Origin of the sequence: Paenibacillus sp. RC21, assembly GCF_044907935.1 — a bacterium.
Taxonomy (GTDB): Bacteria; Bacillota; Bacilli; order Paenibacillales; family Paenibacillaceae; genus Paenibacillus; species Paenibacillus terrae_A.
In genome coordinates, this window is sequence record NZ_JBIYCS010000002.1 from 834051 (window position 1) to 857817 (window position 23767).

The 23767-nt window shown below is 42.7% G+C and carries 24 protein-coding genes; 7 read left to right on the forward strand and 17 right to left on the reverse strand.

What is annotated here, in order from left to right; translation table 11 throughout:
- Positions 1-34: 34 nt before the first annotated feature.
- Positions 35-748, reverse strand: coding sequence for a 2,3,4,5-tetrahydropyridine-2,6-dicarboxylate N-acetyltransferase (gene dapD / locus ABIA61_RS09060; RefSeq protein ID WP_404580594.1), 714 nt, complete (start codon positions 746-748; stop codon positions 35-37).
- Between the two features lie 200 nt (positions 749-948).
- Positions 949-1854 carry a hypothetical protein gene (locus ABIA61_RS09065; RefSeq protein WP_283652638.1) on the reverse strand — a complete coding sequence of 302 codons (906 nt, stop codon included), beginning with the start codon at positions 1852-1854 and terminating at the stop codon, positions 949-951.
- A gap of 207 nt (positions 1855-2061) precedes the next feature.
- Between ABIA61_RS09065 and ABIA61_RS09070 the strand changes: the two genes are divergently transcribed.
- Both ABIA61_RS09070 and ABIA61_RS09075 read left to right on the forward strand, forming a co-directional pair.
- A complete protein-coding gene (locus ABIA61_RS09070; protein WP_283652639.1) occupies positions 2062-3006 on the forward strand; it encodes a DMT family transporter in 945 nt (314 codons plus the stop codon).
- A gap of 74 nt (positions 3007-3080) precedes the next feature.
- Positions 3081-3929 carry a sulfurtransferase gene (locus ABIA61_RS09075; protein ID WP_404580595.1) on the forward strand — a complete coding sequence of 283 codons (849 nt, stop codon included), beginning with the start codon at positions 3081-3083 and terminating at the stop codon, positions 3927-3929.
- Between the two features lie 340 nt (positions 3930-4269).
- On the opposite strand, the gene ABIA61_RS09080 is transcribed toward ABIA61_RS09075, so the two are convergent.
- From ABIA61_RS09080 to ABIA61_RS09110, 7 genes are all read right to left on the reverse strand, one after another.
- A complete protein-coding gene (locus ABIA61_RS09080; RefSeq protein ID WP_404521440.1) occupies positions 4270-5310 on the reverse strand; it encodes an NAD(P)/FAD-dependent oxidoreductase in 1041 nt (346 codons plus the stop codon).
- A 218-nt stretch (positions 5311-5528) separates the two neighbouring features.
- Positions 5529-6125 (reverse strand): YacL family protein, encoded by a 597-nt coding sequence (locus ABIA61_RS09085; protein WP_044647365.1) that lies wholly within the window; start codon positions 6123-6125, stop codon positions 5529-5531.
- Between the two features lie 193 nt (positions 6126-6318).
- The gene (locus tag ABIA61_RS09090) at positions 6319-6693 is read right to left on the reverse strand and encodes a retropepsin-like aspartic protease (protein WP_404521438.1); all 375 of its coding nucleotides are present in this window, start codon (positions 6691-6693) and stop codon (positions 6319-6321) included.
- A complete protein-coding gene (locus ABIA61_RS09095) occupies positions 6694-6936 on the reverse strand; it encodes a hypothetical protein (protein WP_044647366.1) in 243 nt (80 codons plus the stop codon).
- 262 nt (positions 6937-7198) lie between these two features.
- Positions 7199-7783, reverse strand: a complete 585-nt coding sequence (locus ABIA61_RS09100) for a histidine phosphatase family protein (protein ID WP_404521436.1) — start codon at positions 7781-7783, stop codon at positions 7199-7201.
- A gap of 590 nt (positions 7784-8373) precedes the next feature.
- Positions 8374-9246 (reverse strand): carbohydrate ABC transporter permease, encoded by an 873-nt coding sequence (locus ABIA61_RS09105; RefSeq protein ID WP_404521435.1) that lies wholly within the window; start codon positions 9244-9246, stop codon positions 8374-8376.
- A gap of 20 nt (positions 9247-9266) precedes the next feature.
- Positions 9267-10217 (reverse strand): ABC transporter permease, encoded by a 951-nt coding sequence (locus tag ABIA61_RS09110; protein ID WP_404521492.1) that lies wholly within the window; start codon positions 10215-10217, stop codon positions 9267-9269.
- 157 nt (positions 10218-10374) lie between these two features.
- Here ABIA61_RS09110 and ABIA61_RS09115 point away from each other — a divergent pair, with 157 nt between their 5' ends.
- The 3 genes from ABIA61_RS09115 to ABIA61_RS09125 all read left to right on the forward strand — a co-directional run bounded on the left by ABIA61_RS09115 (position 10375) and on the right by ABIA61_RS09125 (position 15815).
- Positions 10375-12174: a cache domain-containing sensor histidine kinase gene (locus ABIA61_RS09115; protein ID WP_283652646.1), complete on the forward strand. Its 1800-nt coding sequence runs from the start codon at positions 10375-10377 to the stop codon at positions 12172-12174.
- 243 nt (positions 12175-12417) lie between these two features.
- Positions 12418-14028, forward strand: a complete 1611-nt coding sequence (locus tag ABIA61_RS09120) for a response regulator transcription factor (RefSeq protein ID WP_404521433.1) — start codon at positions 12418-12420, stop codon at positions 14026-14028.
- A gap of 104 nt (positions 14029-14132) precedes the next feature.
- Complete coding sequence (locus ABIA61_RS09125) at positions 14133-15815, forward strand: type 2 periplasmic-binding domain-containing protein (protein ID WP_404521431.1); 1683 nt, start codon at positions 14133-14135, stop codon at positions 15813-15815.
- Between the two features lie 101 nt (positions 15816-15916).
- Here the strand turns inward: ABIA61_RS09125 and ABIA61_RS09130 are convergent, their stop codons facing one another.
- From ABIA61_RS09130 to ABIA61_RS09150, 5 genes are all read right to left on the reverse strand, one after another.
- Positions 15917-17197: an IS256 family transposase gene (locus ABIA61_RS09130; protein WP_404580596.1), complete on the reverse strand. Its 1281-nt coding sequence runs from the start codon at positions 17195-17197 to the stop codon at positions 15917-15919.
- Between the two features lie 305 nt (positions 17198-17502).
- Positions 17503-17970: a DUF2691 family protein gene (locus ABIA61_RS09135; protein WP_283652650.1), complete on the reverse strand. Its 468-nt coding sequence runs from the start codon at positions 17968-17970 to the stop codon at positions 17503-17505.
- A gap of 187 nt (positions 17971-18157) precedes the next feature.
- On the reverse strand, positions 18158-18691 hold the full coding sequence (locus ABIA61_RS09140; protein ID WP_404580597.1) for a YfiT family bacillithiol transferase: 534 nt from the start codon (positions 18689-18691) through the stop codon (positions 18158-18160).
- 176 nt (positions 18692-18867) lie between these two features.
- Positions 18868-19425 carry a hypothetical protein gene (locus ABIA61_RS09145; protein ID WP_404580598.1) on the reverse strand — a complete coding sequence of 186 codons (558 nt, stop codon included), beginning with the start codon at positions 19423-19425 and terminating at the stop codon, positions 18868-18870.
- An 86-nt stretch (positions 19426-19511) separates the two neighbouring features.
- Complete coding sequence (locus tag ABIA61_RS09150; RefSeq protein WP_404580599.1) at positions 19512-20060, reverse strand: GNAT family N-acetyltransferase; 549 nt, start codon at positions 20058-20060, stop codon at positions 19512-19514.
- Positions 20061-20576: 516 nt separating this feature from the next.
- Here ABIA61_RS09150 and ABIA61_RS09155 point away from each other — a divergent pair.
- Positions 20577-21002, forward strand: a complete 426-nt coding sequence (locus tag ABIA61_RS09155; protein ID WP_075154545.1) for an exosporium protein C — start codon at positions 20577-20579, stop codon at positions 21000-21002.
- A 294-nt stretch (positions 21003-21296) separates the two neighbouring features.
- On the opposite strand, the gene ABIA61_RS09160 is transcribed toward ABIA61_RS09155, so the two are convergent.
- The 3 genes from ABIA61_RS09160 to ABIA61_RS09170 form a co-directional block, all read right to left on the reverse strand.
- On the reverse strand, positions 21297-22058 hold the full coding sequence (locus ABIA61_RS09160) for a hypothetical protein (RefSeq protein WP_404580600.1): 762 nt from the start codon (positions 22056-22058) through the stop codon (positions 21297-21299).
- Positions 22059-22286: 228 nt separating this feature from the next.
- Positions 22287-22826 (reverse strand): hypothetical protein, encoded by a 540-nt coding sequence (locus tag ABIA61_RS09165; RefSeq protein ID WP_023989624.1) that lies wholly within the window; start codon positions 22824-22826, stop codon positions 22287-22289.
- Positions 22827-23046: 220 nt separating this feature from the next.
- Positions 23047-23271: a helix-turn-helix domain-containing protein gene (locus ABIA61_RS09170; RefSeq protein WP_010345211.1), complete on the reverse strand. Its 225-nt coding sequence runs from the start codon at positions 23269-23271 to the stop codon at positions 23047-23049.
- Positions 23272-23425: 154 nt separating this feature from the next.
- Between ABIA61_RS09170 and ABIA61_RS09175 the strand changes: the two genes are divergently transcribed.
- Positions 23426-23713, forward strand: coding sequence for a DUF6809 family protein (locus tag ABIA61_RS09175; protein ID WP_404580601.1), 288 nt, complete (start codon positions 23426-23428; stop codon positions 23711-23713).
- Positions 23714-23767 lie beyond the last annotated feature (54 nt).

The window sequence follows — 23767 nt, forward strand, 5'->3', positions numbered from 1 at the left end:
CACCTTTTGTGCATTTAAAACTCTTTTTTCAGTCTTACAGAACGCGCAGGTCCTTCAAGATTTCAGTTTTTGATTTGGTCTTATCGTCGACCTGTTTGATCACGCGTGCAGGTGTACCTGCAACTACGGAATATTCAGGTACATCTTCGGTTACGACTGCTCCAGCTGCAACGACTGCACCTTTACCAATTCGCACACCTTCCAATACGACCGCGTTCGCACCGATCAATACATCATCTTCTACCACAACAGGCTGTGCAGATGGAGGTTCAATAACACCTGCAAGGACTACGCCTGCACCGATGTGACACATATCACCTATTTTAACACGGCCGCCCAGTACAGCATTCATATCAATCATTGTGCCTTCACCAATGGTGACACCGATGTTAATGACTGCACCCATCATAATGACTGCGTTATTACCGATACCAACCATATCGCGAATATACGCGCCTGGCTCGATGCGGGCATTGATGCCTTTCAGATCGAGCATAGGCACTGCGGAATTGCGGCGGTCGTTTTCCACCACATAGTCTTCTTCATTAGCGTTAACACTGTCCAGAACAGGCTTGATGTCAGCCCAATCGCCAAATACAACGCCGCTGTCTCCGGAAATAAAAGCTTGAACATTCTCACCGAATGATGCGGAAGCCAAAGCCCCTTTTACATATACTTTAACAGGTGTTTTTTTCTTACTGTTTTTAATCACGTTGATGACTTCTTGTGTGTTCATTTCGATGGACATAGTAAATCTAACAACTCCTTTATCGCTTCATACGACTTCGCAAGCCGGAATGATCTTATTCTCTCATCCTTTATAGCACAAAAGTGCAGGTCTCGCAATTACAGATTAGACCCTTATAGCTCTAACCTAGCACCAAAAATAACAATTTCCAGCAACATGACTGCCTTAAATTCATGATTCATCCCGACATCAAAGCAGGGTTATTTATTAGCTTGTAGGCTCTCCAACGATGTATAAATGAAGGATTCGAAGCCTTCGGCAGGCTCGCCCTGAGGAATGTTTACCTTCACGATGAAGCCGCCTGTTTTATTTTCTACAACAATATATTGGCGTGTGACCTTCGAACCGTTCGCTTGCAGGAAAAGACGGCTGCTGGTCAGCGTTTGAGGAACTTTGGCTTTATCTATTTTCACCGCTTTACCGACGGAAGCCAGATCCTTTTCGCCTTCCTTTTGAAGCTCGTCCAGATTAAAATCGGAAGGCAGCTTCGTAATTTCAGCGTAATAGTTATCATCTACAGCCAAGGCTACGCGGTTTTGATCAGGAAACAGGGACATGGGGTCAAACACATACAGTGAATATCCCTCTCCTTTTGCCAGTGTAGCTGTCTGCTTTTCCTTTTTCCCTTCAAGGCTAAGCTCAAAAGCTTGCGTTTTCGAGCGTTCACCGCCTACTGCCTGACTGGAGCTGCCGTTTTGTGTGCCGCCTGTTGCAGCTTCTGTTTTTTGTATTTTCGTCAAAATCAGTTGCTTGGCAACCGCGTCGCCTTCCACTGCTTTTTCGTTGTATTCAAATGCGACTGAATCGCCTTCCTCAAGTCCGGCTACCACCGTGTCCAGCCCGTCACCCAACTGGAAAGATTGGGCTTCGCCATTGGTTTCAATTTCAACCGTGTGCGGGTCAGCGGCTCCGTTGTATACGCCTGTCCCCTTTTTGGCCTCCGGCTCGGCGATCGGCTCCGGTTTCACTTGTGGCTGTTGCGTTTGCGGTTGGTCTGCCCCTTGAGGTGCGGTATTATTGGTTTGCGGTTTCGTTCCACAGGCTGACAGAGCCAGCACTGCCACTACAGTTAACAGTATGATTGAAAATGTGTTGCGTTTTTTCATAAAATCCACCTCCACTATGATAGACGAGTTTGTGCGGCAAAAGTTCTACGCAGCTCCATACTTAAAATCCTTCTTCCTGCATCGCTTTTTATATTCCACGCGGATGTCAGGTACGGTATAATGGGCTGTATTAACCTAATTTTAGAGATACCGATGGAAGGAATCGTACACGTATTATTCCTCCTCCGTACTGGATGGAGCTGTCACATGAATCAAGCGCACAAACCGTCATTTTCCTTTGAATTACTGTACATCGTAGGTATTATCGCTATTTCGTTCTCCTCGATCTTCGTAAGATGGTCTGAAGCCGAGGTGTCCGTCATCGCTATGTACCGTTTGTACCTGACCAATCTCGTCATGCTGCCTCTAGTCTGGAAATACCGTACCGAGCTATTCAGCCTGAGCCGCAAGCAATGGATGCTGATCCTCTGGTCCGGTATTGCACTAGGGCTGCACTTCTTGCTCTGGATGGGCTCGCTGCGACTGACCACAGTTGCAAGCTCTACCGTTATTATGACACTGGAGCCGATCCTTGTCATGCTCGGTTCTTTTTTGTTTTTCCGTACAGGCACAAACCGCGCTATGCTCATCGGAATGGGCATGGCCTTTGTCGGCTCACTGGCAATCGGAGCCGGAGATTTTCATGCCTCGGGACAAGCCCTGCTCGGAGATGCACTGTCCTTCTTGGGTATGGTAGCCGTCTCTATCCATATGCTGATGGGCAAGCATTTGCGCGAGCATTTGAGCGCCTTTGTGTATAACTTTTGGGTATTCGCCATCGCTGCTACATCGCTTGCGCTGTATAATATGGTCAACGCCATTCCTTTTACCGGATATGCACCACGGGAATGGGGATTGTTCCTGTTGCTCGCCATAGTGCCCACACTGTTCGGCCATTACCTGTTTAACTGGCTGCTCAAATACATTAACGCCACCGCGGTGTCGATGGCAGTACTCGGCGAACCCGTTATTTCTTCCTTGCTAGCCTGGGTGTTGCTGGGAGAAAAACTTTCTGCCTTACAATTTGGCGCAGGCTTCTTCATCCTGTTCGGGGTATGGGTTTTTATCCGATACGGAACAGATTTCAAGAAGCAAGTCGTCCACCAAAGTGAATTGCCTGACAGTGAGCTTCCCCTTAAGACAGGTTCTTAACTTATTTACCCCATTTTCATGAACGGTACTCAATTGAATAATCTTAATGATAAAAAGGAAAGGCGGAATCCCTTATGAAATCCATTGTATCCAAACGCTGGCTGTTAGCTCGACTATATGAGCCAGATATCATCGTCGCAGACTGCCGTTCTCTGCTCGGACAAGCCGGAGCGGGACGGGCTCAATTTAATGAAGATCATATTCCAGGGGCTATCCACTTCGATCTGGAGGAAGACCTCACGGCTCCTCTGGGTGAGCATGGTGGACGTCATCCTTTGCCGTATGCTGACACACTTGCCGCGCGCCTGAGTCGCGCCGGAATCAACGCAGATTCACGCATCATTGCCTACGACGATCAAGGCGGCATGATGGCCTCCCGCTTCTGGTGGCTACTGCGCTATCTCGGTCACGAGCAGGTATATGTGCTGGATGAAAGCTACAGTGCTTGGAAGGAAGCGAAGTTCCCGGTCACGGCAGACCAGCCGATTCGCATTCCCTCGACCTTTGTAGCAAATGTACAGCCGCAAATGCTCGCAACCATGCAAGAGGTACAACGTGTGTCCGCAGGCTCGGTTACTGTTGGCTCCTATACATTGATCGACTCTAGAGAGCGGCCGCGCTACCTGGGACTGGAAGAGCCCATAGATCAAGCAGCAGGACATATCCCCGGTGCAGTGAATTTCTTTTGGAAAGAGGTATTGAACGAAAAGGGTATATTAAAAAATGTGGAACAACTGGAAAAGCACTTTGCCAGCCTTGACCGGAATGCAGAAATTATCGTGTATTGCGGTTCCGGCGTATCCGCCTGCCCGAATGTGCTGGCCTTGGGCGAGGCAGGATTTAGTAAGGTGCGGTTATATCCGGGAAGCTGGAGCGATTGGATTTCTTATGAGGAGAATTCTATTGCGACTGGGGAAGAGTAGAAGGCTTAAGCAGATATACAGTATGTAATTTGGAGTACATCGCTCATGTGGCAATGTACTCTTTTGCGTTGTGCTCAGGAGTATCGAGGTCAACACGGAGTCAACGAATGGGGGTGAACGTACTTACAAAACGGTAATGTTGATTTTGGGAAGCTTTGTATTCTACATTCTGGCCCCCACCTTTTGAAAGTTGAAAGACACTGTGATTTTGCTCGTGGTCGGACGACCACCATCGTCATGCTGGAGCTGTATATTGTCCTACAGCACCTCACGTACATGCGATTCCACTTGATTCACAACCTCACGCGCGAGAAACAGCGAGAACATCCCTCGAGTGGTCCTAAAATCGGGAGAGTCGACAAGGGTCTAATTCACTTCTTGATTCCCGATCGATTATTTCACTTGCAGCCAGATGCGCAATCAGCGGCGCCAGCGTAATCGCAGAATGCATCACCGTCAGATAAAGTCCCTTTATGTGATCTTGGAAGCCCACAATCGGATAGCCGTCTTCAGGCATTGGTCTCATCCCGACCTTTATGCTTTCCAGTTCCAGTTGATTCCCGTCCTTCAGACTGCGACGCAACGTGTCGAACGCTCGCTTACCGACCGCCTCTGGTCCGTTTTCCTCCGACTCGTCGATATAATCTTCCGCAGCCAGCAGCGTATAATCCGTCAGTTGACGCGCTTCAAATTGCGCATTTGAGATTAATGTGCGTATCAGTTTATTCGCAGTTTTCATCCGAATCAGAATGGAAGGCGACGACGTTACCGGCACGGGACAACCTAACGGGTTGCAAAGTTCGGGTATGCCTGTACCTGCGGCCAATACCACGACATCCGACTCCAGAAAGCCCTTGGACGTATGGACACCGACCAGGCGGGAATCTTCTTGCTGCAGCTGTGTAACGTTGGTGCCGAACTGAACCTTTGCTCCGTACTCCTGCGCTTTGCTCAACAACAGCTCCGTTACCCCTATAGGGTCCACCGCACCTTCTTCGCTGGCAAACATCGCTTCATCCGGATATTCCTTCAGATTCGGCTCCAATGCCTCAAGCTGCTCCCGGTTTAATTTTTGAAAGTGGAGTTGCTCCCTTAGGGGCGGAGTGCCCCAAGTCAGCGCTCCATGCCAGTGAATTTTCAGTTCGGACAGCTCTTGCTGAAGCGTATGATATTCTTCCAAAGCTGCATCGTACAAATGCCAGTATTCGGGAGCCACCCGATGAGTCGTATGTATCCAGGCAAAAGATTTTTCCGTGACTTCACGCGCCGCGGCGGGGTGTCGTTCAATAACTGTTACATCTTGATTTCGTTTGGCCAGATGATAGGCCACGGACGCCCCGACAATCCCTGCGCCAATAATCACGATTTTTTGTTTATTCAATAATGACTCCTCCTTTGTCACCCTATTGTAACATAGGCGTCATGATAATCAGACGTTATAACATATTATGAGAGCAGTTGGAGCGACTGGGTCCAACGGACTTAGCCTCGCAGGATTGTTCACTGATTCAGCTTCTGATGAACCAAGGGCAAAGCCCACAGCGTAGATACCTTGTTAACTGGAGTTCCTGTCTTCTTCGAAATACTTCCATAACTTTCTTATTTCATAATCCATTGTTTCATCCGATCTCTCATAGTGCCAGCAATCTCTTTGTCTCTCTTGTTAATCCATTTATATAATGGGTCCTCAATAAATCCCTGTATTTCTTTTCGTGTTTTATCTAGACTGTCTATTAGTTCTTTATATGAATATTGTATAGGGAAATAAACATTACTATCGAGTGTTTCTTGATCATCTGGCCAAACATATGCTTGATCACCGATATATGTAATACCTGGGGTAGGATCATGTCCCATCCATGGACTTTGTTTATTTGAAATAGAATAAATAACATTAGAAAAATCTTCTAACCCACAGCAACAACTTGGTAATATATATTTACTCTCGTCTTCAAAGAAAGCGATCCCTCCTGAAATAGCGACTTCTTCTTGCTGCAGTAATTCATTGAAAGACAAACAAAATGATTGTTCTATATTGATATGATTGTAACCAAATAGAAGAATCAAAAATAATTCAACATCTTGCTCACTTGATTGAGGAGAAAGGGAGATAATTTCTTCTCGAGTAACTTCGTTCGTAATCCATTCAGGTTTATCATAATATGGATCAATTATTACTGGTCTAGTGTAAGGCACTGTTGATTCCCCTTACTTTTATTTATCTTGCAGGAATTTCAGTTAACGTTTCTGTATTCATGAACCCCTAAGGGGTTATCTGCTTGTAATCCCTCTTCGAGATCCATCTCGCTCCGAAGGAGACGTAGCTTGAATTATATTAAATGAAGTTCTATTCTTCCCTGATTAACCTTCTAAACATCTGCCAGCTTCTTTAATGTAGGAGCTCAAAGTTCTCTAGATCAACATTAAATTTGCCCTTTATTAATATATCTAACCCTAGTAATCCGTTAATGTTATGATATCTAAATGAAGTAAAGTCTACTGGGGTATCCCTTAAGATATATTCTCCTACCTGTATCCCCTCTATCGTTTTGGTAAATGCATGTTCTTTACCTCCGATTCCATAACTGGTTATAATGTCATCTTCTAAGCCGACTCGAATTCCAATATCATCCACTTCATCCTGAGAAATCAATGTATGACTTGCTCCTGTATCAATAACTACATTATTTATTACTTTCTTCTGTCCATTATAATGAATCGTTATTTCCGTAAATAATAATCCATCTTTATACTCAATTTTCATTTATAGATATCTCCTTAGACCAACATTCTTCCGAACTTTCACTATAACCCGATCCTTAGAAGTATGATAAATCAAGGTCTTCTCTTTGCTATTCAATAATTCTTTAGTTGCTTCTTCATCACTCACAGGGCCAATTACAGCAACATCATCTATGAATTCTTGACTATCTTTCTCTTCAGAATGAATAATTTCGAACTTCACAAATTGATTCGGAAAGATTTGTTGTACTTCCTGCCACTTCACGATTAATCCCTCCAAACGTTTTTAATTGTATTATATCATTTATTTGGCTAGTGGCTTTCAATAGAATTTCACTCAACGTTTCTGTATTCACGACGTCCAAGCGGCTTAAGGACCGCAGGTCCGGGTGGCTCTGCCGCTTAGCCGGTTGAATGTGTCCGGTGGATCCACTTCCCTGAAATGCCTCCTCCGGACCAAGGGTCGAGTTTGTCTCGGCCCGCAGCGTTGGATGCAATGTTATATGATATCACAGCCTTCCTCGAATTCACCCACAATTCACTTCTTTATATATTCTTTGAGTATCTATTAATTCTTCATCGTTGAACTCCATTCTATATACATCTGGTTTTGAGGTTTTCATTAAGAACTCATACCCGTATTGATCATCGAAGTATCTCATCATTAATATCATGACCAACCCATGTGTTCCTATTGCTATCTTCTGCCCCTTATAGTTCATTATTATTTCTTTTAATCTTGTTACAGTTCGTCTTTGACAGTCATTTATGGACTCACCAAAAGGTTCCTTATAATAAGGGTCTTTAAACATCTTACTTACGAGTGAGTATACTTCTTTGTCTGGAATAATCGTATCCTCTCTTGAAAATACAAGTTCTTTAAGATCTTCAAACACTAAAATCTCTTTATCACTTTGTTGTGCCAACTCTTCAATTGTTAGGATTGCTCGAATATATGGACTTGAAATAAATACACTAATTCCTTCATCCTTCAGCAGTTCGGTTATTCTATGGGAATCAAACTTTCCTTTTTTAGTTAATCCTCGAGTTCTTTCATTTCCTTCCGATTTGGATGATTCACTATGTCTAACAAAGTAAATATATGTTTTCATATTTGCCCCCAGGATAACATTCAATTGATAGATTCATAGCTATGGTTTCACCTAACGCTGATAATGATACAAGATGGCAGTTTGCTCATTACTTATCAGCGTCTTTAATCCCACAGTCATTTAATGCGATTATAAAGTCAAGCCATGATCTCTTTTATATTACTTTGATCGCACTTTTATATAGGTTTGGATTTGAGAATATTCTGGCATCTCATTCCCTCATTTCATCATTGCGTGTATTTCAACTAACATCTAATCTATGTACTTCGTAAATACTGCACCTTCAAGTTAGTATCTGAACTACATATATGATAACTCACTCAGTTCCACTTGCGAAGAAAAAATTGGTGGAAAAGGAATATTAAGCAGAGTGCTCAAGCTTCCATATCCATGTGATCCAGCAGGCTCTGAATACGCTGGATATTTTTCGTGCTGGCATGCTTATAGCGCTGCGTTATAACTACTACTAAATTAAGCGTTGAGTTTTTACTCTCCCCCACCTCTACGTTACTAAAAAAGAAGTTACATGGCCTAGTCTCGGACTAGTTCAGTAACTCCCTTTTCAAACCCTATTTCAATAGGTAGATTTATTATTCTTTTACCGCCCCGACCACGATCCCGGTCACAAAATAACGTTGCAGAAACGGATACACGAGCAGGATCGGCAGTGCACTGATAAAGATTTGCGAGGCCCGAATGGTTCGCTGGGACAGATTGGCGACGGCTTCCGGGTCGAGCTTGGACATGTCGGCCTGAACGATAATCGTCTGCATAAATGTCGCCAGCGGAAGCTTTTCTGAATCTCGAATATAGATGATCCCGTCAAAATAAGAGTTCCAATGTCCGACCATCATGAATAGGGAAACCGTGGCAATGACGGGTATGGAGACGGGCAAATATATTTTGATAAAAGTCTGCAAATGCCCCGCCCCATCAATAAAAGCGGCTTCCTCCAGATCCTTGGGTACGGTACGGAAGAAATTAAGCAGCAGAATAATGTTAAATACCGCAACCAATCCAGGCAGAATCAACGCCAGCAATGTATTCATCAGTCCAAGCTTCAGAATCAGAATGTAGCCCGGAATGAGACCACCGCTGAATAACATGGTGATGACAAAATACCAAAGGTAGATATTGCGTGCACGGAAGACTCGCGTCTCCTTGGAGAGCGCATACGCTGCAATCGTATTTACCACTAACGCAAGTCCCGTTCCAAGTACCGTCCGCTCCACAGACACCCACAAGGAGGAGAGGAAATTGGCATTATCAAACGTCTTAGCATAGGCTTCAAGCGTAAAGCCAATCGGCCAGAACGTAACCAGTCCGGCATTGGCAGGTGCGGATGCGCTAAGAGATACCATGAGCAAGTGATATAAAGGCAGCAAGCAGAGCAGCGAAAGGATGGTCAGGAACACATTATTGAATATGCTGAATACTCGATATGGAATCGTTTTATGGTACATCGACTCGTCATTCATCCTTTCTAGAAAATTCTGTACCCCGCGAATCGGTAGGCCAGTCGGTATGAGATCACGATCAGGATTAAGCTAATAACCGATTTAAATAAATTCACGGCGGTAGCGAAGCTGAACTGCCCACTAAGCAGACCTTCCCTGTACACAAAGGTATCAATGATATCTGCTTGCTGATAGATTAATGGACTATATAAGTTAAAGATCTGATCGAAGTTTGCATTGAGCACATTGCCTAGTGCCAGGGTTGCGATCACGATCCCAATCGGAATAAGCGTCGGGATGGTAATATACATCGTCTGCTTCCAGCGCCCCGCCCCATCCACTTCAGCCGCTTCATAGAGTGACGGATTAATACCGGACAGTGCCGCCAGGAAAATGATCGTGTTGAAGCCAAACTCCTTCCAGACATCACTTGCAATGATCGTAAAGCGGAACCAGTTGCCATCCCCCAGGAAGAAAATCGGCTTGATGCCGAATACAGAGGAAAGGAATTGATTGATGATCCCTGTCTGGGCCAGAATATCGATCAGAATGCCTGAAAGCGTAACCCAAGACAAAAAGTGCGGAAGATACACGAGTGTTTGAATGGTTCTTTTGAGCGCCATCTTCCTGACCTCATTCAACAATAAGGCGAAGATAAACGGAATAATCAGGTTCATTACAATTTTGGAGCAGGCAAAAAACAGCGTATTCCACGTAATTTGCAGGAAATAATCATTCTCCCACATGTGCCTGAAATGCTTCAGTCCGACCCATTCAGAATTGAAAAAACCCAGTGCAGGTTTATAGTCTTGAAATGCCATAAGAATCCCGGACATCGGAATATACGAAAAAATAAAAACCATAATGGCCGCCGGCAACACCATCAAGTGGAGAATCCATGGTTGTTTATAGACTTTCTTTTTTCTTCTATTCGGCTTGCTCCCAATGTTCGCCTGCGGCACCCGGTTAGCCTCCATATTAGCCTCCATAGCGCTCTCCTGTTCCCAAAAGAAAGTTTTTGTGTGTAATGGGGATCTCTGCTATAAATAGTATCAGGCAATCCTCAGGTCTGACTATATAACATTGTTAGGCTGGATATGGTTTTGTTAGGAATATCGATTGAAGGAGACTTTTATGAATTTATGGAAGCGCTTTATATTATTCCAAGGAACGGCTCGATCCCGGTTTAGTCTGTTTGCCAAAATAAACTGCTTAATCGTGGTTTTGTTCATCCCCATTATTATCATGTATACCTACTCGAACAATGTCACCTACGATGTCGTAAGCAAAGAGCTGCAAATATCCAATACCAAACAGCTCACGTTTTTATCCAGTCAGATCGATTCCCGCATTAATCAGATGATGGATTTCAGTCTTATTCTCTCTAGAGATCCCAATGTCAGAGCATTCAATGGTTTGAACATGTGGGATGATCTTTATGACCAGATGCAGACCCGATATGTCATTCAGGAAAAGATGATGCTTCAATCCGGGGTCACAGATATATGGCCCACCCGATATGCTGTGTATTCACAGCAGAACCAAGATGTCATCGCCAACTACAACAGATCATCAGGGTATGATGAGAATTACCTAAAAAGAAATATGAGTGGCCAATGGACATATGGTGATCATGGTGCGGAATCTCAAGAGGAGCTTCAATCCTTTTACTGGTTCTTTACCGATTCCTTGGCCCAGCCGGGGATGTTGACGGGAAGCAACCTGGTGATTGAAGCCAGCTTCAGTTATGAGAACATTCAGAACATGCTGGACACGTACAAGAAAGGTGGACAAGGCGATCCCTTCTTTTATCACAAAGGGAATTCGCCCATTCTGAACCGCAGTGCAGACAAGCAGCTATCCGAAGAACTCATTCGTTATCTGGATACTCACTCCCCGGAGGACACTACACCGGATGTCGTGAAGCTGAATGGGAAGAACTATCTGGTCAGTTCTGTAAAGTCTTCATATTTGGATTGGCATTTAGTAGATGTGGTCCCACTCTATCAGATCCTGCAACCCATTTCACTCAGTCGGAACCTGTTCTATCTCTTTATGGTTCTGCTATTTGTTGTGGGCATTTCCGCTTCAATACTACTGTACAGAAACGTTCAATATCCGATCAAAAAGCTGATCCAGGGCTTACAGCGTGTGCAGCGGGGAGACTATTCCGTACGTCTGCATAGCAAGGATCAGAATGAGTTCTCATTTCTGTTTCATCGATTTAATGATATGTCTCATCAAATTCAAGATCTGATCGAGAATGTATTTCATGAAAAGATCAGAGCCCGGGAAGCCACGCTGAAGCAGCTGCAGGCGCAGATCAATCCCCATTTTCTGTATAACTGCCTTGGCTATATCATCAATATGGCCCAGATGAAGGATGAAGAAGCGGTCATTTCTATGGCTTATAACTTAAGTGCGTACTATCGCTATACCACCCGAGTGGAACGAGAAACGTCTTCTTTGAAGGAAGAAATCAAGCTGCTCGTCAACTATTTGGATATCCAAAAGCTGCGCAATGGGAGAATTGAATATCATATCGATATCCCTGAGCATATGCTTAGCCAGTCTGTTCCACGTTTAATGCTTCAACCGATTGTGGAAAATTCGGTCATTCACGGCGTAGCGAAGTCGTATTCATCTGGTGAAATCCGAATTAGCGGGGAAAGCTCGGACGGTTTCTGCAAAATTTACATTGATGACGACGGACCCGGCCTGAGCCCGGATCAGTTGGAAGCTCTGAATCGTAAAATGCAGCAGCCGCTGCAGGAGGAGATGGGCTGTGGTCTCTGGAATACGAACCAGCGGATCATGCACCTATTCGGCAATCAGTCATGCCTTATTTTCAAGCCGTCCCCGCTCGGCGGATTCCGAACAGAGATCATCTGGGAGATTCCAACAGAGGAAGAAAATCATAACGATATAAGTTGAACTAAACATTTACACGATAACGGAGAGGGCAGAACAAATCTGGAGAAGCAAAGCGTTCGCCTAAAAGCTTTCTGAAAGAAAGCTACATCGGAAGCATAGGCTTATCCCCGGATTTCCCCTTTTGTAAGGGATTCAAAAAATCTGGGGATAACAGCGATCGGAAGGTGGTTCTGACCGCGCAGTGGTCCCGTGTAAAATCATTCGTTCAACTTATATATACAAACCATCAAGGAGACAAATAACATGCAGATGATCATCGTAGACGATGAAGCACACTGGGTAGATAACCTTTCCATGACCAAACCCTGGCACACGCTGGGGATTGAACATGTGCATAAAGCTTACTCAGCACATGAAGCACTACAAATTATCGATACGCACCCCATTGATATTGTGATCTCGGATATTCAGATGCCCGAAATGACAGGTATTGAACTGATCGAACGGATCAGAGTCCGTGACAAAAAAATAAAGTGTATTCTTTTATCCGGATATTCCGAATTCGATTACGCCAAAAAAGCCATCCAGTACGAGGCCGTTGATTACTTGCTGAAACCACCGACTGACGATGAATTGATGGGCGCCGTTCAAAAGGCCATTGATCAATTAAACACAGAATGGGAGCTCATAAGCTCACTTAAACGAACCCAGTTTACCCTTCGGGAGAATCTGCCCCATTTACGTGGTCGACTGCTCCTTGAGGCCTTACAGGGACATCGATTCGCAGCCGGCGAATGGGAACGGAAACTTGCGAATTACGATCTGCCCTTCCACGACGGAGATTACGCGTTAATGCTTGTACGTATGGAAGAAGAATTCAGGCACTATGACAACAACGATCAAACCTTGATCGAATATGCAGTAAGCAATATGGCTGAAGAGATTATGGGTGAGTTTATGGAAGTCTGGGGCGTGAAGGAGGAACATGGATATCTGGTGTTTCTGATTCAACTTAAAGAGAACGATACCGACATTGGAAAAGAAACTATACTGGAGAAGCTTTCTGTGCAGCTTCAGTCTAAGGTCAAGCAGTTCCTGAAGGGTTCCCTCTCCATCGTCATCACCGAGTGGTTCCCGTTTCCAGAACAGCTATATGACCGCTTTCGGCAGGCCTCGGCTTATTTCCGGCAAATTGTCGGAGATGAGCGCGAATTCGTGATGCGGGTCAGTGACGTGGAAACGCCCGCAGCGCAAGGCCCCCTGGATGTCCTGTATACTCCGCCCTCTTTCATTCATCTGTTGGAAAGCGGGCAATGGGATGCCGCAGAAGAAAAAATAGTAGCCGTCTGTGAGGAGCTGGATGAGAAATGGTCGGAATCGTGGGAGCATTGTATGGAGGCAGGTTTTTTAATTACGGCTTCTTTCACCAATCTCGCACACCGAAATAGGCTTACTCTGGCTACCTTAATGGGTAGCGATATGGAGTGGCTGCAGAGCGGGAAAGCTTTCTCCACCATCAGTAAACTGCGAAAATGGTCGCTTAGTGTGCTCGGCAAACTCAAGGAAGGCACGTCCAACGAAATCAAAGACATACGTTCCGAGTATGTGAAGAAGATTCAGGATTTTACGGATAAAAACCTGCATCTGGATGTTTCCCTCCGTGTACTGGCCGACCATGTCAATCTGCATCCGACCCATTTGTCCAAGATTTATAAGATTGAAACTGGTGAAGGCATAAGTGATTATATCTCGCGCCTGCGCATGGATCGTGCCTGTCACAAGCTGAAAATGACCACCAAAAAAGTATATGAAATCAGCATGGAGATTGGATATATGGACCCTGCTTATTTTATCAAGGTGTTCAAACGCCAGTTTGGGGTCACGCCGCAGGAGTACAGAGACCATCATAAATAGCATGATAGAGTCCTATCGAAACTAAAAAACTCATATAGATGCCATCCCCGCCGACTTGGTACAGTTACACTTGTAAAGATCATACACCGTAGGGGGATTGAAGAATGATCAAATTCAAAGCATGGTGGTCGCTGCTCATGGTCATCGCACTTATCACAATTACAGCCTGTGGCAGTGGCGAAACATCCAATGAGAATGCCACGAACGATAATACGCCGGCGGCGGTCGGTTCACCCGAAGCAGAAGCTGCTTTTGCAAAAGGGAAATACGATCCACCCATTGAGTTCAGTTCGGTGTTGATGCCGAAGAAATATGTTCAAGGGGACACCAAAGAAAATAACGTTCACGATCGGTGGATGCTGGAAACGCTGGGCATGAAGCATAAAGATACCTGGTATCCGGCCAATGATGATCAATACAAGCAAAAGCTTCAGTTGGCCATTGCCTCTGGCGAGAAGCTGCCTGATTTCGTTTCGGTACCCACCAATGCGGTATTGACCAATCAACTTATTGATTCCGGTCAATTCATTGCCATCGATGAGTTGTTCGACAAGTATGCAAATAAAATTCTGAAAGACCACGCGGCAGCGCATCCGGAGCTATGGTACCCTTTCACCAAGGACGGCAAGAAATACAATATACCGATCCTGGAATACACAGATAATGACGACACGCTGCTGTGGCTCAGGGAAGATTGGATGGAAAAGCTGAATCTGGAAGCTCCCAAAACCATCGCGGATCTTGAAAATATCATGGATAAATTCAAGAACGAGAACCCGGATGGCTTAGCACCTAATGAAGTTTTTCCACTCGCAATTTCCTTGAAAAATAATACAAACACCTGGATGGGCTCACTCGATTGGTTATTCGGAGCATACGGCACGGTCCAGGAGCAGTGGAACAAAGACGCCCATGGCAATCTGGAGTACGGCTCCATTAATCCAGGTGCAAAGCAGGCACTCGCGAAGCTTAGTGAGTGGATGGAAAAAGGCTATATTCATACCGACTCCGCCCTGTGGGATGAAGGTAAATCTGCGGAGAGCTGGACGAAAGGCACCGCAGGTATTCTGCCCGGATCCAACTGGATTCCAGACTGGCCAGCCCCCGATCTGTTGAAGAATGTGCCTGGAGCGAAAATTAAAGCTTATCCAGTCCCAAAAGGTCCAGATGGACTCATCGGTACGAAATGGCAGAACGCCGGCGTCAACGCCAGTATTATGATTAACAAGGACGCGAAGCATCCTGAAGCCATTTTCCTGTACTATAACTATCTGCTCGATAACCTGGCTAACCCGGCCGCTGGCAGTAAATATGAATACGGCTTCGCCAAAGGCTACGATTGGGACATCGTGGACGGACAACCGACCAGTGATAAAAAGAAGATTAAAGACTTCTCCAATGAGTTTCCTTTCCTGACTGGTCCCGCACGTATCCCGAATCTGTACATGAAGACACTCGTTAAACTGGCTGATGGGAAAACGCCAGAAACCCCTTATGAGAAACAAATGGCCGAGTTCCGCAAACCCGAAAACTGGGCCGCAGCCAAGGTAGTCATGTCGCAATTAGACATTCGCAAGCAAAACTACTTCACCGGTGCTGCGACACCAACGATGGTATCCAAATGGAACCTGCTTCGCCAGTCCGAAATGGAAACCTTCAACAAAATCATCTACGGCAAGCTGCCGATCGATGCCTTTGACCAATTTGTAGCCAATTGGAAATCCAATGGCGGTGACCAGATTACGCAAGAAGTGAATGAATGGTTTAAGTCGGTGAGTGGGAAGTAAGGGATAAAAATAAGAAACAAATATAAAACAAGCCGAAGCGTGTGTTTTTGTCGCTTCGGCTTGTTTTGGTTTAGTTTAAGATCGCTGCGCTTGAGGGTCTGTCAATAATTTTGTGTAAACTCTTTTAAGCATAGATTCCCCCGAGGGGGAAAACGCGAATCTAACGCAAGTGTTGACCGACCCGAATCGGGGAAAAAGACCGAAAGCTGGAGTAGCATTTGCCCCCAGTTTTGGACACGGCCTGTCCATTTTCGAGTGACATCGACGGTGGCCAGATAGAGCATTTTAAGTAGGGCTTCATCGGTAGGGAAAATGCTCTTTCCCTTCGTCACTTTACGAAGCTGACGGTGGTAACTCTCGATCATATTGGTGGTGTAGATGAGTTTGCGGATTTCAGGTGGGTACTTGAAAAAGGTAGCAAGTTCGTCCCAATGGGTCCGCCAAGAACGGATAATCAGGGGATATTTGGCTCCCCAAACTTCCTCGAAACGGTCAAGTTCAAGTAAGGCACTTTCCTCGGTAGCTGCCTTGTAAATGGGCTTTAAGTCGGCTGTTACTTTCTTAATGTCCTTGTATGACACGTAACGGGTGGAGCTGCGGATTTGGTGAATAATACACTTCTGAATTTCGGTTTGGGGATAACAGGCTGCAATCGCCTGAGAGAATCCAGACAGGTTATCCACACAGATAATGAGGATGTCTTGAACCCCGCGATTCTTAAGCTCATTCAGTACGCTTAGCCAGAACTTGGAGGACTCATTCTCACCAATCCACATGCCCAGCACATCCTTGTTTCCGTCCAGATCGATGCCAATGACCATGTAGGCGGCCTTGTTGATAATGGCCCCGTCTTGCTTGACTTTAAAGTGGATCGCATCCAGATAGACGATCGCATAGACGCCTTGCAGAGGTCGATTCTGCCATTCTTTAATGAGAGGCACAATCTTGTTCGTGACATTGGAAATGAGCGTAGGGGAGACTTCAATGCCATACATCTGTCCCAGATGATCCTGGATTTCCCTAGTGCTAATCCCTTTGGCATACAGGGCGATGATTTGCTCTTCGATGCCCGTTACATTCGATGGATGCTTCTTAACGACCAGGGGCTCAAACTCACCCAGGCGGTCCCGAGGAATGGCGATGTCCTGTTCGCCGTACTCACTGACTACCGTTTTACGGCTCTTTCCATTGCGACTGTTTGGAGTGAGTTTCGCCTTCACTTCATGCTTTCCATAGCCCAAGTGGGTATCCATTTCAGCTTCCAGCATCTCCTGAATCGTCTCTGCAAATAGATCCTTTAACGCATTCTGTGCATCTTGCGCGGTTACCAGATTGTTCTCTTTAATGAATTCCCGAAGTTGCTGTTTTGACCAAAGTCCCATGTGTTCTCCCCAACCTTTCTCTTACTTCCATTTTAATGGGTTTGAGAGTTTACACAATATATTTTACAGACTCGCGCTTGATGGGCATTTGGCCTTTCACTTTCGCCTTCTGCCCCTATAGACTATAGACTTACTCAGCAAGGAAACCGCGAGCAGAATGCTATCCTGTAATCCTTGTAAGTATAATCTTTTCACTTGTATTAGTAGAAATTTTATAAACTCTTTTATCACCACCACCTTCAATTAATGTGGGGAACATATTGTTATTGAATAGAAAGAAGCGCAAAAATCAATTTTTGTTTTAATCACCAAATAGATAGTCTTGTCCTTGTATCATTTTCATCAGTTATATATTCAAGAGATTCAAATCCCTGTCTCTTTATGTGTTCATATAAATCTTCAAGTTTTTTATGGTCTTTACAATAGACTGCTATGTACACACTATCAATCACAAGGAGAACTAATTGGCACTCACTCAATAAATATTCTTCATATGACATTACATCAATTATTTTTGTTTCTAATGGATACGCCTTTAAATTCGCAAATATTAAGTAGTACTTCTTATTTTCAATAATCTGTTTTAGTTCTTCTCCTTTCATTCCAATCATCATTTCTGGAAAAAGACTATCTCCTAATTTATCATCAACTATTAAATAAGATTCCTCTCCTCCAATAAACCAATTGAAGGAAGTTATTCCGATTGGTTTTAATATTTCTCCAAGAAAGCTGCCATATGAGTTTGGAATTTCAAAGCAAATGCCTCTTTTCATTTATTTCACCATCTTTACGCAGATTTCTGATAACGTTTCTGTTTTCATGAACCCCGAAGAGGTTGTCTGCTGAAATGATTCCCTGAAATCCATCTTGCAGACCTAGGCTCCATCAGAAGCCGCAGCTTGAATATTATGTTATGCGTTGTTACTGCCATCTTTGAACTCCTTACAATTACCCTCTTTCTTATATGTCTTTCCATTTCTCTCTTCTTATTAGGTTTTCGATTTGGGATGCATGGTGTTTGTGGTGCCAAATAAATCTTTGTATAGCTGTCTCTAATGTAATTATTCCTAATACTTCGGTTTGTATAGTCCGTTTATACTCTTCTATACTAAGTTCTTTCAGCAACACTAAAAAGCGATGATGCAATATTTCAATAAGTGATAGCGAATTCTCTACGGGCAACTTCTTGTAATCAATTAATTCTCCCCACGAATCTTCTCGATATGTGTTTGCTAATGGATTATTTTCAGTTAATCCTCTTTTAAATCTCAGGTACGCATTCATATCATTATCAGCTAAGTGATGTATGACCTGCTCTACTGTCCAACCGTTCGGCCGATACGGAGTCTCCAACTGGTATTGTTCGAGACCAATCAGCAATGTATTTAATCGCTTAATTAGTTCAGGAATTTGTTTAATAAGATTTATTATTTCATCATTTGAAAGATTGTTTTTGTGTTGAAATTGACCAATCGGATATTTGATTTGATCCATTGTATTTCTCCTCTCTTCTTTAGAATTGCAGTAATTACGCGTAACGTTTCTGTATTCATGAACCCCGTCAGGGGTTGTCTGCCGAAATCCCTCCCCGAAATCCATCTCGCAGACCAAGGCTCCATAAGAGCCGCAGCTTGAATATTATGTTATGCAATTCCTCTGTCCTCTCCGAATCAACGTTCCAAAGGTTTGCTTGCTTCTGTTAATCCATCATTTACCTCTAAATATTTCAATGTTTTTTCAATATCGTCGTGGTCCATTGTTTTCGTTATAATTAGATGTTTAATATTAAATCCTGGTGATTCCATTTCTTTTTTAAAGTAATTCACTAATTTTTGAGGGGTTGTCACCAAACTCCACCGTTCACTTCCATCCGAAAAAGTAAGGGTCACCTCCACCAAATCAAACTCCTTTGGATCATCCTCAAACTTCCATGTTTCTAAATAAGGCACTTCTATATTTCCTTCAATAAAAAATGCTTTTGATATCCAAACTGCTTTCCCGTGATTTCCAATGATTCTATACTTATCCCTGTCCTCATTTTTTACGATGTATTTATTGCCTCTTCTAAGTGCATGAGCATAAACGCCTATACTCATACAAGTTATGATTGGTCCCTCCATCAACTCACTTCCATGTACCCTATTTAATTTACTGAGGTTTCGCATAACGTTTCTGTATTCATGAACCCCGTCAGGAGTTGTCTGCTGAAATCCCTCCCCGAAATCCATCTCGCAGACCAAGGCTCCATAAGAGCCGCAGCTTGAATATTATGTTATGCGTAGTTCCTGACTCCTATGAATTGCTAACATTTGTTTTATTTTTCTTTAAATCTACCCATTACAATGCTGCTGTATAGTCTACCATCAGTAAGCAACTTATCATGTTTTAATACTCCTTCAATTTCAAATCCTTGTTTTTTATATAATTCTATTGCGTTCTCATTTGTCTCTAACACGTTCAATACCATTTTTTGTATACCAACTGAATCAGCCCATATTATAGACTCTCTTAATAGATTCTTTCCAATTCCATATCCCCAAAATTCTTTTAGTACGCATATTCCAAATTCCACTTTATGCAATAGTCGCTTTAAATTTGTTCCTTCGCACCGCGAAAAACCAACAATGCGATTTTCAATTTCAGCAACTAAGAATAGGTTCCTTGGACTCTCTTGATCTGTTTTAATTATCTCCTCAAATCCGGAGGCGTCAATAAATTCTTCTCCACTTTCTCTGTCCATATTTTCTGTCTCGCTATCAATTTGTAATCGTAGTTCAGACAAGCTTTTTGCATCTTCAACTGCTGTAGATCTAATACGATATTTTAGTTCTTTCACATTAAAGTCATTTGGTTTAATAATCATTACGAATCTTCCCCTAATTGAAATGATCTTATAGTCAGTTCATTAATTATTTTTTTAGGAATTACGTCTAACGTTCTCGTATTCGCTACGTCCATTTCTCTTAGATAGTTCCTATCTTAGGGGAATGGATGTATCTGCCTGACTCCTCTTCTTCGAAAAAACTCCTAGCAGATCAAGGCCAACGGCCACAGCGCGAATATTATGTTATAGGATGTCAGCGCCTTCTTCGAAATACAAAATCATTTTTTTAACTATCGTTTCCCGTTAACGTCATTCTATGTCTGCTGAGGCGCTCCTGGTGGATAATAATTATTTAGTAACGTTACAGTCATGAAGTACGTAGTAGGTTAGGATTTCTTGTACGTCCCCTTACAATTATTCACCACCACCTGTAATTTGCTCTTTACCATTGTTCATAATGTATTTGATTCAAATCAAAGCATCTTACATAATTGTCCAATCATTCTCTTTGTGTCTAACATATCTTGGAGATATCAAACAAGAGGAGTTGATATTTTGGTACGTATTCTCGATAAAGCTGCCGTACAACCGCGCCGTAGATTCAACTTAGCAAACTCATTTATTATCCGACGTTCACCAGCAAGATCTCGCCTTGCAACAATCACTTTACGTATTCCAGTCAATTCTCAACCTAATCGGGTAGATTTAGTAGCAACTGTGGGTGTTCGAGGTGTCACTGGCATTGCGCAAATACTCTTTAGAATCTTCCGCGATGGAAGAGAGATTTTCAACACCCAACAAGGTATCGAATCTGCTGGTTCTGAACAAAATTATGCAGTTACGTTCCAGGCGGAAGATAGAAATGTAATAGCCGGTGCCCATGTTTACACAGTCACAGCAGAAAACCTTACTGCAAATACAAGAGCCGATGTTGTTGGGCCTGTATCGTTTAGTGGGTTAGCCGTTAAAACGAGGACATAATACCATATTTGTAATTTCCAGCACTTGAATAATAGCCCTGTAAAAACCTCAATTTTGAGGGAATAGGTACTCCAAGATGGAAAAAGAGATAGAAAAGTAATAAGCAGCTCGTTCCTCGTCAGAGGATGGGCTGCTTTTGCTCATTTCCACTAAGCATAACTGCCCGTTAGTTTAATTCATCAATTAATTACTTTTGCTGATTTCCTATAACGTTCCTGTATTCACGACCCAGCATATGCTGGGTGTCCGGCTCCTGCCGGACCAAGGGTGAATGCCCGCAGCGTGAATATTATGTTATGTGATGTCATCAGCTTCTTTGATAAATCTTTCAAATACTTCTTTTGGTGTAGCAAATCTTCTTTCTATAGTTTCCTCTTCCAAAGCGTGATCCCAAAATCTATCTACTTCTTCAACAGAAATCAATTTGCAATCAATTATTCTTATTATGAAATGACTGATTAAGCCACCAAGCAAAGCATAATACATTGCTATCACATGAGGAGGAACCATTAATCCGCTCTCATATCTACCTTCATATATCAGCCTTTTACTACTACCTAATGAATAAGAATATGCTAATGATCTATATGTTCTATGATTAATTTTGGATAATTGTTTATAATATTTTTGTAGTGTTTCCCACTCCTGTTCATCATTTTCTTTTATGTAGTTTCTGTAAATGCTATTCTGTATTACTTTATCTTTGTACCAGTCTCTTAAATACTTATCTTTCTTTATATCATTGGAATTAAAATAAGAGGCTGTATCCATTGCTTCCACAGCATCACGAAATAACCTACCTGCAATCCTATGCTTTTTATCTCTAAGTAAATCAAGGCAATCAATTAAAGATTCTAAAGAATCAAGAGATAACATCCAAATAGCCTTTTCAGCACTTTGGTCGTCACGTGTATATGTACCTGATTTTTTTGTCATGTGCTCAATCAATAATCTCAACAATTCACTCGCTTCTCTGTAAAACTGGTTCTGAGCTTCGTATTCATAAGGATTTTTATAAGCTTCTTGAGGATCTCTTCCCCAGATGAAACTAGCCATCTCATACCTCCCTATTCTTTATTGATGATTTAACATAACGCTCTTGTATCTACGAACCCGAGGGGGTTAAGGAGCAAATGCACCTGGTTCGACGGACTTGGCCTCCTGAGATTGTGAGATGATTCACTCTTCCGCTTACTGCTTCAAACAAACCAAGGGCCGAACAGTCCGCAGCGTAGATACTGTGCTATGTAATGCCAGCGCCTGCCTCGAATAAACTTAAACTTATTATTTATGTCTATAAAAACTCTTAGAATCGATCATAATACCTCTATTGACCTCAAGAATTCTTAATATATGTTCTACATTACTTGCATACATTTTATCAGCGAATGAGTTCGCATCTCTCTCCGACTCATGTTCATAGTATTCTTTTATGTTTTCTGTGTTTAGGTCAATGTTGTCTTCAGTATAAATATGCCTTGAATTTTGCCATGCATGACGAATTTCATGAAAAACATACCAGATGATCTTACACTTAATCACATCAATTTCAGTATCATCTAAATTAAAAGGAAATATCTTAATCATTTGAATGTCATCAAGACAAATACCAATTGGTACAGCCACTTCATTACCTAAAATTGTATTATACGAGTCTTCTAACATATTGGGGGCTTCATGCATTTCAATCTCAAGTTCAAGTCGATCTTTATATAAATAGATATGGTATGGCAAACTATTATACTCTTCCCCTAATAACGCTATACATTTACGCAATTGCATTCGATTAATGATTGAAGGACATCTACTTGTAAAGTTCATCATGTCTACAGTTCACCTCTGATAAATTTCAATATAGAAGATTTGTGAAGTCAGTTTCTTATTCTTTGCGATGATTTCACATAACGTTTCTGTATTCATGAACCCCAAAGGGGTTGTCTGCGGAAATTCATCTTCGAAATCCATCCAACAGACCCAGGCTCCAACGGAGCCGCAGCTTGAATATTATGTTATACGACGGTATCACTTCTCGAATCTGCCTTCACTATTGGTTTTCTTCAGGTACATATTCGATCAAATCAGATAATTTGCAATTAAATGTATCGCATAGCTTAAATAAGGTTTCCAGCTTTGTTGTTTCTATATTCGTTTCCCTATATAGCTTGTTGATTGAATTCCGACTCAATCCCGATTTAGCCATCAATTCTGTTATATCATCTATTCGATATTCTGCCATGAGTTCTCTTATATTGCACTTGATTACGTTCATCTTTTGCCCCTCCATAATTCTATCTTATCTTCCATACCAGCAATCATCAACGAAAGGCGAAGTTTTAACTCTATCAAGTCAAATATTTACCTTGCATTTAACTTTATAGAGTTATATAATAACTCTATAAAGTTAACAAGAGGAGGAATAACATATGATTAATACATTAGAATCATTAGCAGAGCCACTTATAAGAATACGTTTAGAATTACTCTATACTGAGCTTCTAGAGTATCATAAGGAGTACAATCAGCTTTCTTCGGAGACAGATCAATATTTTAAAAAACTTCGTGAAGCTTTACCCGATCAACTTCAACATACGGTTTTTCTTTACGAAGACGCTCAAATTTCTCTGCAATCCATCCTAGAACGAAGTATCTACATACAAGGTTTCAAAGATGCTCTGCAACTCTTTAGTGAATTTCAAAATTTTGGTATGTAGAGGGTCGTAAGATCCTCTTGTTATTACTAAGCTATTAAACACATGAGAACTTTA